The 11,260-nt window shown below is 73.4% G+C and carries 15 protein-coding genes; 10 read left to right on the top strand and 5 right to left on the bottom strand.

The window, feature by feature from the left end; translation table 11 throughout:
* Positions 1–281: hypothetical protein (locus ACFFCA_RS19230; protein ID WP_375487800.1), on the bottom strand; the 281-nt coding region annotated here is incomplete at its 3' end.
* 179 nt (positions 282–460) lie between these two features.
* On the opposite strand from ACFFCA_RS19230, the gene ACFFCA_RS19225 reads away from it, so the two are divergent.
* The 3 genes from ACFFCA_RS19225 to ACFFCA_RS19215 all read left to right on the top strand — a co-directional run bounded on the left by ACFFCA_RS19225 (position 461) and on the right by ACFFCA_RS19215 (position 1,944).
* The gene (locus tag ACFFCA_RS19225) at positions 461–751 is read left to right on the top strand and encodes a WXG100 family type VII secretion target (RefSeq protein ID WP_375487798.1); all 291 of its coding nucleotides are present in this window, start codon (positions 461–463) and stop codon (positions 749–751) included.
* A 25-nt stretch (positions 752–776) separates the two neighbouring features.
* Entirely contained in the window at positions 777–1,349 is a 573-nt protein-coding gene (locus tag ACFFCA_RS19220; RefSeq protein ID WP_375487796.1) for a suppressor of fused domain protein, read from the top strand.
* 82 nt (positions 1,350–1,431) lie between these two features.
* Positions 1,432–1,944 (top strand): MaoC family dehydratase, encoded by a 513-nt coding sequence (locus ACFFCA_RS19215; RefSeq protein WP_375487794.1) that lies wholly within the window; start codon positions 1,432–1,434, stop codon positions 1,942–1,944.
* Positions 1,945–1,963: 19 nt separating this feature from the next.
* Here the strand turns inward: ACFFCA_RS19215 and ACFFCA_RS19210 are convergent, their stop codons facing one another.
* On the bottom strand, positions 1,964–2,440 hold the full coding sequence (locus tag ACFFCA_RS19210; RefSeq protein ID WP_375487792.1) for an NUDIX hydrolase: 477 nt from the start codon (positions 2,438–2,440) through the stop codon (positions 1,964–1,966).
* A gap of 80 nt (positions 2,441–2,520) precedes the next feature.
* Here ACFFCA_RS19210 and ACFFCA_RS19205 point away from each other — a divergent pair, with 80 nt between their 5' ends.
* The 7 genes from ACFFCA_RS19205 (at position 2,521) to ACFFCA_RS19175 (ending at position 8,783) form a co-directional block, all read left to right on the top strand.
* On the top strand, positions 2,521–2,670 hold the full coding sequence (locus ACFFCA_RS19205) for a hypothetical protein (RefSeq protein ID WP_375487790.1): 150 nt from the start codon (positions 2,521–2,523) through the stop codon (positions 2,668–2,670).
* Between the two features lie 12 nt (positions 2,671–2,682).
* The gene (locus ACFFCA_RS19200; RefSeq protein WP_375487788.1) at positions 2,683–3,219 is read left to right on the top strand and encodes a hypothetical protein; all 537 of its coding nucleotides are present in this window, start codon (positions 2,683–2,685) and stop codon (positions 3,217–3,219) included.
* Positions 3,220–3,246: 27 nt separating this feature from the next.
* Positions 3,247–4,104, top strand: a complete 858-nt coding sequence (locus ACFFCA_RS19195; protein WP_375487786.1) for a PHP domain-containing protein — start codon at positions 3,247–3,249, stop codon at positions 4,102–4,104.
* A gap of 29 nt (positions 4,105–4,133) precedes the next feature.
* Positions 4,134–5,033, top strand: coding sequence for a RecB family exonuclease (locus tag ACFFCA_RS19190; protein ID WP_375487784.1), 900 nt, complete (start codon positions 4,134–4,136; stop codon positions 5,031–5,033).
* A gap of 39 nt (positions 5,034–5,072) precedes the next feature.
* Positions 5,073–6,470: an NAD-dependent succinate-semialdehyde dehydrogenase gene (locus ACFFCA_RS19185; RefSeq protein ID WP_375487782.1), complete on the top strand. Its 1,398-nt coding sequence runs from the start codon at positions 5,073–5,075 to the stop codon at positions 6,468–6,470.
* Positions 6,471–6,514: 44 nt separating this feature from the next.
* Positions 6,515–7,930, top strand: a complete 1,416-nt coding sequence (locus ACFFCA_RS19180; protein WP_375487780.1) for an aromatic amino acid lyase — start codon at positions 6,515–6,517, stop codon at positions 7,928–7,930.
* Between the two features lie 61 nt (positions 7,931–7,991).
* Positions 7,992–8,783, top strand: coding sequence for a class II aldolase/adducin family protein (locus ACFFCA_RS19175; protein ID WP_375487778.1), 792 nt, complete (start codon positions 7,992–7,994; stop codon positions 8,781–8,783).
* A gap of 19 nt (positions 8,784–8,802) precedes the next feature.
* Here the strand turns inward: ACFFCA_RS19175 and ACFFCA_RS19170 are convergent, their stop codons facing one another.
* The 3 genes from ACFFCA_RS19170 to ACFFCA_RS19160 form a co-directional block, all read right to left on the bottom strand.
* Entirely contained in the window at positions 8,803–9,630 is an 828-nt protein-coding gene (locus ACFFCA_RS19170; protein WP_375487776.1) for an alpha/beta fold hydrolase, read from the bottom strand.
* Positions 9,627–10,958 (bottom strand): PQQ-binding-like beta-propeller repeat protein, encoded by a 1,332-nt coding sequence (locus tag ACFFCA_RS19165; protein ID WP_375487774.1) that lies wholly within the window; start codon positions 10,956–10,958, stop codon positions 9,627–9,629. The genes ACFFCA_RS19170 and ACFFCA_RS19165 overlap by 4 nt, the downstream gene beginning before the upstream one ends.
* On the bottom strand, positions 10,955–11,260 hold a 306-nt coding region (locus ACFFCA_RS19160; RefSeq protein ID WP_375487772.1), incomplete at its 5' end, for a 4Fe-4S dicluster domain-containing protein. The genes ACFFCA_RS19165 and ACFFCA_RS19160, both read right to left, overlap by 4 nt.

The raw sequence follows: 11,260 nt of genomic DNA, 5'->3' as shown, positions 1-11,260 counted from the left end.
GCCCCGGCCGCCGGCCCGCCCGTCACCCGCAGCGAGTAGGCCGGGCCGCACGCCGCCGGTACTGCCGCGGTGCGCAGAACGGCGCCGGTGCGCAGCCCCGTCTCGGCCAGCAGCATCGCGTCCTGGAGCTCGGTGTCGTCCAGATAGAGCCGGCAGTCCTCGGGCAGGCCGCACGCCCGGAGGAGCGCGGTGCGTACGGCACCGAACGGCGTGGGTGCGGGCGCGTCCAGGCGCAGGTCGTGGTCGTCGTGGTGGTTCCGCACGGTGAGATCGATGAGCACGCGAGCGATCCTGGGGCGTCGCTCCGACACCCGGGCGCGCGTCGCCGTCCGGCTGTGGACAAGCGGGCGACGAACGTCCCGCGATCCACATGCGGCGCCGCGGGGACGGCGGGGTGTCGGTGGCCGGCCCTAACGTCACCGCCCGTTCTCGTCCACCCTTCCCGTCCGCAGGAGTTCCCGTGACCAGTCTCAAAGTCGCCCCCGCCCAGCTCGAGGCCCTCGGGCACAGCACGCAGCGCGCCTCCGCCGAGGTGCGGGGCGAGCACCAGCAGCTGCGCGCCCAGCTGTCGCCGCTGTTCGGCGCCGACTGGTCCGGCGCCGCGGCCGGGCAGTTCACCGCGCTGTACGCCGACTTCGACCGGCACGCCCGTGGGCTGTCCGACGCCCTCGACGGCATCGGCATGCTCCTGCTGCACGCCGGCGCGTCCTACGCCCAGGTCGAGACGGCGGTCGCGGCGTCGTTCCGGTAGCGGACCGTCGGCTAGCGTCGTGGTGGTGCAGGACGTTCTCGCCGCCGTCGAGGCCGCCGTCGTCGAGCACTTCGGGCACCGTCCGGCGCGGGCGTCCGTGTCCTTCGTCGGCGTCGACCCGATCGAGGTGCTGCGCTTCGAGCCCATCCCCGGCGAGCGGGCCTTCGTCACCCTCGGCATGTCCCGGCACCCGATGACCGGCGCGTCGGCCGAGATCGTGAACGCCGACGGTCCGCGCGCCGAGTTGATGCTGCACGTGCGCGACCCCGGCGACGACCACGCCGACGTCTGGCGGCGGCTCGCCGTTCTCGCGGCCGCCCCGGCCGTCGAGGGCGTGGTCTACGTCGACGGCATGAGCGTCGAACTCGGCGAACCGCTCGTCGCGGGGTCGGCCGAGGTCGGCGTCGTGATCACCCCGTCGGCCCTGGACGACGTCGGGACGGATGCCGGAACCGTCACCATCCTGCAGGCCGTGCCGGCGACGTCCAACGAGCTGGGTTGGTGCCGGGTGCGCGGCAGCGAGGCGCTGCGCGAGCGCTGGCGCGAGGCCGACGCCGACCTGCTGGATCTCCTGCGTCACTCCGTGGCCCTCGACTGACGCGGCGGCCACCCCGGGCTGACACACTGTCCGCTTTCACGGCAGGTCGTCACCGGGACGTCGCAGGCAGAGGGAGAGCATCGTGCAGTTCGGTCGGTACTACGAGGAGTTCGAGGTCGGCGCGGTCTACAAGCACTGGCCCGGCAAGACGGTCACCGAGTACGACGACCACCTGTTCTGCCTCATCACCATGAACCACCACCCGCTGCACCTCGACGTCAACTACGCGGAGAAGACGACCGACTTCGGCAAGAACGTCGTGGTCGGCAACTACGTCTACTCGCTGCTGCTGGGCATGTCGGTGGCCGACGTCAGCGGCAAGGCCATCGCCAACCTCGAGGTCGAGTCGTTGCGCCACGTCGCCCCGACCTTCCACGGCGACACCATCTACGGCGAGACGACGGTGCTGGACAAGACGCCGTCGAAGTCGAAGTCCGACCGCGGCGTGGTGTACGTCGAGACGATCGGCTACAACCAGGACGGCACCGTGGTCTGCATCTTCCGGCGCAAGGTCATGGTGCCGACCCGGGAGTACATCGACGCGCGCGGCGGTGAGCAGCCCGGCCGGCCCGAGCCGGTGCGCCGGGAGAAGTAGCCGCGCGCGCGTCGAGGACTCAGCGCGGCAGCAGTCCCCACTCACCCAGGCAGTCGAACAACCCGCGGGCGAGCGGCACCGCGTCGAGGCCCGCGCGGTCGACCCAGCGCACGTCGGCCGCGTCGTCCCCGGCCTGCAGCGACCCGCCCACCACCTCGCACACGAAGTCGTCGATGACGTAGACGCCGCCGTCCGGCGCGGCACGCTCGACGCGCCCGGCGTGCCGGACGACGGCGACGCGCAGGCCGGTCTCCTCGCCCAGCTCGCGCACGCAGGCGCGTTGCGGGGTCTCGCCGGGACGGCAGCGGCCCCCTGGCACCGACCACGAGCCCTCTTCGGGCGGCTGTCCGCGGCGCACCAGCAGCAGCCGTCCGGCACCGTCGAATACCACTCCGCCGGCGCACGGTTGCCTGGATGCCGTGCCGGCCGGTGGGGCGGTCGCGTCCCGCCGTTCCACCACGCTCAGGTCACCTCCGCTCGCCCCGCGGCGCGGCATCCCGGCGTGCGGCGCCGCGTGCGGTAGGAACGTGACGAGGTGCGCCGCCCGGGTGCGCCCTGAGCGGTGAGGAGGCGGCCGTGCAGAAGGTTGTCATCGCGCTGGTCGTCATCCTGGTCATCGCTTTCGTCGTGGCCTACCCGAGCCACTCCGCCCATCTCGTGCATTCGGGATGGGGCCACACGAAGAGCATCGCGCACAGCCTCGGCGACTTCGTCAACAACCTGTGAGACCGGCCTGACATGCCGCAGTTCCTGGCCTCCGAACTGCCCGTCCGGGCCACGACGCGGCAGCACTGGGTCGTGCTCTTCCGTCGCGTCCACCGCTGGACCCTGCTCACCTTCGTCGTGCTGCTCGTCCTGAGCCTGATCTGGCCCTATCCCTGGCTCGTCCCGCTGGTGGTGATGGTCGTCGGCCTGATGGGGTGGCGCTACCTGCTCTGGCGCAACGAACGCATCTACCTGACCGGCAAGCGCATCGTGCGGATGGACGGCATCCCCACCGTGACCCGGCACGAGGCCTGGCTGCGCGTCGACCGGATCTCCGGGGCGCAGTTCCTGGAGAGCTGGCCCGGCACGTGGCTGGACTACGCGAGCATCGAGCTCGAGGCGCCGGGTCAGCACCCGGGAACCCGGCACCTGCTTCGGGTCGCCAAGGCCAACCCGTTCTACCTGGCCATGCGCAACACGGTCTTCGGCGAGGCCGACACCCCGGACCCGGACGAGCTGCCGCCCGACTACGTCACCGAGCCGCTGCCGCCGGTGCCGGACGACTACTGATCGGGTGCCCGTAGGGTCGAGTTCGGCATGCGAATCGACCTGCACACCCACAGCACCGCCTCGGACGGCACCGACTCACCGGCCGGCCTCGTCCGCGTCGCCGCGGCGGCCGGCCTCGACGTCGTGGCGATCACCGACCACGATTCCACCCGCGGGTGGGACGACGCGTTGGCCGCGCGGCCGGACGGGCTGACCGTCGTGCCCGGTGTCGAGTTCTCGTGTGTGCACCACGGCGACGACGGCCGGCGGGTCGGGCTGCATCTGCTCGCCTACCTGCTCGACCCGGACGACGTCGCCCTGCAGGCCGAATGGACGCGGCTGCGGGCCGGTCGGGTCGCCCGGGGCCGGCAGATGGTCGACAACCTGGCCGCCGCCGGCTACCCGGTGTCCTGGGAGCAGGTCGAGACGCTGGCCGCCGACGGCTCGGTGGGGCGACCGCACATCGGCCGCGCGCTGGTCGACAGCGGCGTCGTGCCCGACGTGTCGACGGCGTTCCGGGACCTGCTGTCCTCGCGGCAGCCGTACTACGTCCGCAAACCCGACACCGACGTGTTCGAGGCCCTCGCGCTGGTGCGGGCGGCCGGCGGGCTCCCCGTGTTCGCGCACCCCTTCGCGCGGCGGCGCGGGCCGGTCGTCGGCGACGAAGTCATCGCGGCCATGACCGAGGCGGGCCTGATCGGGCTCGAGGTGGACCACCCCGACCACGACGCCGACGACCGCGCCCACGCCCGTGACGTGGCCCGAGGTCTGGGCCTGCTGGGCACCGGGTCGTCGGACTACCACGGGACGAACAAGCCGACCCCGATCGGCATGTGCCTGACCGACCCGGACGTGTACGCGCAGCTGCTCGAGCGGCCCGCCGCCCGCACGCCCGTCGGCCCGTGACTGTCGGTGGGGGCGGTTACCGTCGCCGCATGTCCTCGGAGCAGCTCGCGTCCTCGGAACAGCTGACGCTCGCCGACATGCCCACGCGGCTGTTCTCCTGCACCCCGTCGCGCCTGGCCGCCTTCGACTGCCCCCGCCGTTACCGGTTCACCTACCTCGACCGGCCGACCCCGCCGCGGGGCGCGCCGTGGGCGCACAACACGGTGGGCGCCGTCGCGCACCTGGCGCTGCACCAGTGGTGGTCGTTGCCCCGTGCCCACCGCACGCCCGACGAGGGTGCGTCGCTGGTCGAGCGCAACTGGCAGCCGCACGGGTTCCGCGACGACGTGCAGTCCAACGCGGCCTGCGCCGCCACCGCCGGCTGGGTGCGCGACTACCTGTCCGACCGGGCCACGAGCGCCGTCGACCCGGCCGCCGAGCCGATCGGGGTCGAGCGCACCGTGGCCACCCGCACCGCGAAGCTGGCCGTGTCCGGTCGCGTCGACCGCATCGACGAGCGCGGCGACGAGCTGGTCGTCGTCGACTACAAGACCGGGCGCCGGCCCCTCGACGCCGACGACGCCCGCGGCTCGCAGGCGCTCGCCCTCTACGTCCTGGGCGTGCGCCGCACCCTGCGCCGCGACTGCCGGCGGGTCGAGCTGCATCACCTGCCCACCGGCACCGTCGCGGCGTTCGAACACACCGACGCCTCGCTCGAACGCCATCTCGAGCGCGCCGAGCACACCGCACAGGACATTGTGGCGGCCACGGACACCCTCGCTGCCGGGGCCGACGCCGACGACGTGTTCCCGGCCGCGCCGGGCCCGGGTTGTTCGTGGTGCGACTTCCGGGCCGCCTGCCCCGAGGGCCGGTCGACGTCGGCCGAGCGCGAGCCGTGGTCCGGCCTGGCCGACCCGGCCGGGGGCGGCGCGGCCGGGGTGATTGGGTAGGCACGGAGTGACCACAGACGGCGAAGGGACGCGACGACGATGACGCAGGCGACGAGCACACAGGCGATGTACAAGGTGACCGACCCGGCCACCAACGAGACCGTGGCCGAGTACGCCACCGCCACCGACGCCGAGATCCAGGACGTGCTCGCCCGCGCCGCCGCCGGGTACACGTCCTGGCGCCGCACCTCGGTAGGCGAGCGCGCCGCGATCCTCAGGCGGGTCGGCGAGCTGTTCGCCGAGCGCTCCGACGACCTGGCCGCGATCATCACCCGCGAGATGGGCAAGCGCACCAAGGAGGCCGCGGGCGAGATCGGTCTGGCGAGCGCGATCTTCGGCTACTACGCCGAGCAGGGTCCCGGCATGCTCGAGGAGACGCCGCTGAGCCCGCAGGCCGGTGGTCGGGCGTCGGTGCGCAAGGAGCCGATCGGCGCCGTGCTCGGGGTCATGCCGTGGAACTTCCCGTACTACCAGGTCGCCCGTCTGGCCGCTCCCAACCTGTTGCTGGGCAACACCATCGTGCTCAAGCACGCCCCGCAGTGCCCCGAGTCGGCGCTCGCGATCGAGACCCTGCTGCACGACGCCGGCGTGCCGGCCGATGCCTACGTCAACGTCTTCGCCTCGAACGAGCAGATCGCCGACATGATCGCCGACGACCGCATCGCCGGCGCCTCGGTCACCGGCAGCGAGCGGGCGGGCACCGCGGTCGCGGAGACCGCGGGCCGCAACCTCAAGAAGGTCATCCTCGAGCTCGGCGGCTCCGACGCGTTCATCGTGCTCGACGGTGAGAACCTCGACCGCACCGTCAAGGCCGGGGTGGCCGGCCGCATGCAGAACACCGGCCAGGCCTGCAACGGCGCGAAGCGCTTCATCGTGCTCGACCCCGTCTACGACGAGTTCGTCGAGAAGTTCAGCGCCGCCCTCGGCGCGATGCAGCCGGGCGACCCGAGCGACCCCTCGACCCAGTACGGGCCGCTGTCGTCCGAGCAGGCCGCGGTGACGCTGATGGAGCAGATCGAGGACGCGGTGTCGCACGGCGCCACCGTCAAGGCCGGCGGCAAGCGGCCCGACCGTCCCGGCGCCTACGTCGAGCCCACCGTGCTGACCGACGTCACCCCCGAGATGCGCGCCTACCGCGAGGAGCTGTTCGGCCCCGCCGCCGTCGTCTACCGGGTGGCCGACGTCGACGAGGCCGTGACGCTCGCCAACGACTCGCCCTTCGGCCTCGGTGGCGCGGTGTTCGGTTCCGACGCCGAGCTAGCCGCCGACGTCGCGGACCGGCTCGACACCGGCATGGTGTGGATCAACAGCATGCAGGGCAGCCTGCCGGACCTGCCGTTCGGCGGCACCAAGCGTTCCGGCGTCGGCCGCGAGCTCGGCACGCTGGGCATCGACGAGTTCGTCAACCAGAAGCTCATCTACGCCCCGCGGGGCTGACTCTCTTCTCGGGGCAGGCGGACGCCGTCGGCTACCGTCGCGGGGTGCTCGAGCTCGACGGATCCTCGCTGACGGTGGCCGACATCGGCCGCGTCGCCCAGGGCGCGGAGCCGGTGCACGTGACATCGATGGCCCGTGCGGTCGCCGCGCGCGCCTACGCCGACCAGGCCGCCGCGCGCCGGCCGGTGTACGGCCGCTCGACCGGCGTCGGCGGCAACCGCCTCGTCCCGCTCGAGCGAGGCCCGGCAGGCGGGCTCGATCCGGCCCTGGCCCTGCTGCGCAGCCACGCGTCCTCGCTCGGCCCGTTGCGGTCGCCGGAGCGGGTGCGAGCCACGCTCGTGATCCGGCTCAACCAGCTCGCGGCCGGCGGCAGCGGGGTCGACCCGGTCGTCATCGACGGGCTTGCGACCATGATCCGGACCGACGCCCTGCCCCCGCTGCGCGAGCTGGGCGGCGTCGGCACCGGTGACCTCGCGGCGCTGGCCACCACGGCGCTCGCCATGCTGGGTGAGGTGCCCGCGTCGCGGCCGCTGCCCGCCCCGGTACCGGTCGGCATCGGCGACGCGCTGCCGCTGCTGTCGAGTAACGCGGCCACCATCGCCGACGCCGCGCTGGCCAGCATCGCGTTGCGCGACCTCGCCCACGAGGCCCTGCTGATCGCGGCGACCACATTTACCGGGGCCGGCGGCAACGCCGAGGCCTACAGCGTGGGCGTCGAGGAGGTCACCCCGTTCCCCGGGGCGCAGCTCGTCTGCCGCACCTTGCGCGAACTCGTCGACCTCGACGCTCCCGCGGCGCGCATCCAGGACCCGTTCGCCCTGCGTGCCCTGCCGCAGGTGCACGGGCCGCTGCTCGACGCGCTCGACGTCCTGGACCGCGTCGTCGAGAAGCTGGCCAGCGCCCCGAGTGAGAACCCGATCTTCCTGCCGCACCAGGAGGTCGCCCACCACGGCGGGTTCCACGTCGCCTACCTGGCCCAGGCGCTCGACGCGGTGCGGCTGGCCCTGGCCCAGGCGGCGCAGCTCTCGCTCGCGCGCCTGTCGCTGCTGTGCGACCCGGACATCACGGGCCTGCCGGCCTTCCTCGGCGACGGGCGACCGGGCGCGTCCGGGGTGATGACCGTCGAGTACGTCGTCGCCTCGGCGCTGTCGTCGCTCCGGGCCCTGGCCACCCCGGCCAGCCTGCAGACCGTGACGCTCTCGCACGGTGTCGAGGAGGACGCCAGCTTCGCCTCGCTCGGCGCACGGCAGGCCTTGGACGCCGTCGCGATCTACCGCAGCGTGCTCGCCGGGGAGCTGGTGGCCGCGGTGCGCTGCGTCCGGTCGCGCGACCTGCACCCACCGGCGCTCACCGACTGGCTGGCCCGCTGCGAGGTGCTCGACCGGTCCACCGTCGACCGCGACCTCACCGCCGACCTGCTGCGCGCCGAGGAGCTGTTGACGGCACCGCCTGTCGGCTGACCCACCCGCCGGCCGCGGCCCGGGTCTGGGCACCGAGCCCGGTCGGGGTGACACTGGGCAGATGACCGACACCCTGCCGCGCACCTTGTACGTGCCCCGCCCGCCGCAGTTCGACTCGGTGGAGGCCGAACGCGCTCACCGCAAGACCACCCTGGCCGTCGCGTTCCGGATGTTCTCCCGGGCCGGCCTGGACGAGGGCGTCGCCGGGCACGTCACCGTGCGCGACCCGGAGTTCCCGGAGACGTTCTGGGTCAATCCGTTCGGCCTGCACTTCGCGATGGTCCGCAGCCGTGACCTGGTGCGGGTCGACGCCGAGGGCGAGGTGGTCGAGGGAGAGCGCGCCGTCAACCAGGCCGCGGTCGCGATCCACACCGCCGTGCACGCGGCGCGTCCCGACGTCATCGCCGCGGCGCACGCGCACGGCCCGTACGGCAAGACGCTGTCGGCGCTCGAGACGGGCATCGAGCCGCTGACCCAGGACTCCTGCGCCTTCTACGGCGACGTCGGCGTGTACGACAACTTCACCGGCGTGGTGCTCGACCCCGAGGAGGGGCGTCGGATCGGCGTCGCGCTCGGGTCGAACAAGGCTGTCATCCTGCGCAACCACGGCATGCTCACCGTCGGGCACACCGTCGACAGCGCGGCGTGGTGGTTCCTGACCCTCGAGCGGACGGCGCAGAGCCAGCTGATGGCGTACTCCGCGGCGGCCGGGCTCGGGTCCGAGCCGCGGCAGATCGGCGACGAGGAGGCCACCGTGACCCACGGGCAGGTCGGCACCGAGAACGCCGGCTGGTTCCAGTTCCAGCCCCTCCGCGAGCGGATCCTGCACGATCAGCCGGACGTCGCCGACTGATCGCGACCGAACCGGCGGCTCAGCGCCAGAAGTCGAGCAGGACGGGCAGCAGGGCCTCGGGGTTCTCGACCGCGGCGGAATGGGCCGCGCCGGGCACCACCGCGTACCGCGCGCCCAGGCGCCGGGCCATGTCGTGCTGTGCGTCGGGCAGCCACGCGTCGTCGTCGGCGCCGTGCACGACGAGGACGGGAAGGCCGGCGGCCGCCAGCTGCTCGACGCGGTCGGGCTCGCTCCGGATCGCCTGGCCCATACCCTGCAGCATGGTCGGCGAGCCGGCGAGGAAGCGCCGCCGCAAGAAGGCGGCGAGGTCTGCGGGCGGGGTCACGGCGTCCGGGTCGGCCGCCTCGGCGGCCTGCATGGCCGCGTAGACACCGGGCAGGCCCGCCGCGGCCAGCAGCGGTTCCAGCTGCTCGATGCGTTGCCGCCGCTGCCCGCCCAACGCAGCCGGGCCCGACGACAGCAGCACCAGCGAGTCGAAAGCGGACGGCGCGGCGATCACCGCGGCCCGGGCGACCAGGCCGCCGAAGGAGTGGCCGAGCAGCCGGACGTCCGGGCCGAGCAGGTCCGCGACCGCCAGCACGGTCGGAGCGAGCCGGTCGGGTGTGTAGGCGGCGGGGTCGTCGGGGCCGGGTGACTGGTACTGCCCCGGCAGGTCGACGGCGACGGCCCGCATCCCGGCCCGGCCCAGCGGCCCGAGGAGAGGGGCGAAGTCCTCCTTGCTGCCGGTGTAGCCGGGCAGCAGCAGCACGGGCGGTGCGCCGGGCGCCCCCGCGGTGAGCGCGGCGACCGGCCCCGACGCCACCTCGAGGGTTGTCGGCTGCGCGTCGCCGGTGTCGAGGACGGTCACCGGTAGGCCGCGGTGCCGGACGGTCCGACGACGAGCTGGCCGCTGCCGAGCGGGTAGATCGACGACCCGGACGCCGGGCGCGGCGACAGCGTGATGCGGTGCACTGTGCGCCCGGTCAGGCCCTCGAGGACGGCGGCGCCGGTCGAGGTGGGCACGGTGACGACGGCGTCGGACAGCGTGAGGTCGGCCGAGTCGACGCTCGGCACCGCGGTCAGGGGTGCGGTGACGGAGCGGGACCAGACCGCCCGCCCGGCGCTGCCGTTCACGACGGCGGCCACGCCGCGGACCGTGGCGATCTCGGGGCCGGCGGCGGACGCCGACGTGATCGCGCCGGTCGTGCCGGGCCGCGGCGACAGGGTGACCGCGCCGTTCAGGCGGCCCTTGTCGGCGGTGAACAAGTCGAGGGAGCCGCTGGACGGGTTCAGGGCCGAGACCACGCCGTCGGCCGACACCGGCACGTCGGTGATCCCGATCCGGTTCCAGAGGATCTTGTCGTAGTTCGTGGGGTTCTTCGTCTTGTCGTCGACCCCGTCGGTGCCGTTGCGCAGCAGCAGCTGGGGCCCGCGCCCGCAGAACTTCAACGCGCCGCAGCGCGGGTCGGTGCAGGTCTGGCTGATCAGGGCTCCGGCGCTGCCGAGCACGGCGCTGTGGATCGTGCAGCCGAAGCGGCCGTACGTCCAGCGGTTGATGCCCGAGCCGGGGTCGATCGCGTACACGAACGACGAGGTGGTGACGAGCATCGTGTAGGACAGCATCTGGAACGACGGGGTGCCGTTGATCGGCTGCCCGTCCTGGTCGAGGGTGCGGGTCCACTGCCGGTTGCCGGTGCCCGAGGACAGCGCCGTCAGTTCGTCGCAGTTGCCCTTGACCCGGTACACGGCAACGGTGGTCCCGGCGCTCTGCAGGGCCGCGCAGACCGTGCGGTTCGAACGGGAGTACGACCAGGTCTGACGTCCGGTGCGGGCGTCGACGCCGCGCACGGTGTGTCGACCCCAGACGACGACCGTGCCGCCGTCGCGCGGGTTGCCCAGCGCGGCCCGGTCGGGGGTGCTCCATGCGCGTTGCGCACCGGCGGTGGGCGTCGCGATGGCGAGGTTCGACGGGGCCTTGCCGACGGTGTGCAGGGTCGTGTTGGCCACCTCGCCGCGCGACCAGGCCACGGCCACCGTGACGACGAGGGCCACCACGATGGCCCCGACGACGGAGAAGTACACGAGCCGCTGCTTGCGCAGGCCGGTGCGGTACCGGCCGAGCGCCGCCGCCGACTCGGTGCTCGACCCGGCGGCGGGGGTGTCCTTCGCGTCGGTGCCGACGCGGGCGTCCGTCATCGGCGCAGGCCGGCTGACGCGCCCGGGCGGCTCACGCGGTCTCGCCCGCGGCCGATCCCGTGCAGGGGTCCCGAGGTGCGGCGCCGCCCGCGCCACCCCCCCCCGGCGCGCCCCCTGCGGTGTGCCCACGGCCGCTGGTAGCTGCGCTCGATCTCGAAGCGAGTCTCCTCGATCAGCGCGTCGTACTTCACGCCCGAGGGGCAGGCTGTCATGCAGCCCATGCAGCCGAGGCACTGATCGAAGTGCTTCACCACCGTCGGCGTCAGCGACAGTTGCTTTTCGCTGAGAGCGCGCATCAGGTA

This window comes from uncultured Jatrophihabitans sp., assembly GCF_964252635.1.
Taxonomy (GTDB): Bacteria; Actinomycetota; Actinomycetes; order Mycobacteriales; family Jatrophihabitantaceae; genus Jatrophihabitans.
The sequence above is the reverse complement of the archived record's forward strand: the minus strand, read 5'-3'. Positions and strand labels throughout refer to the sequence as shown.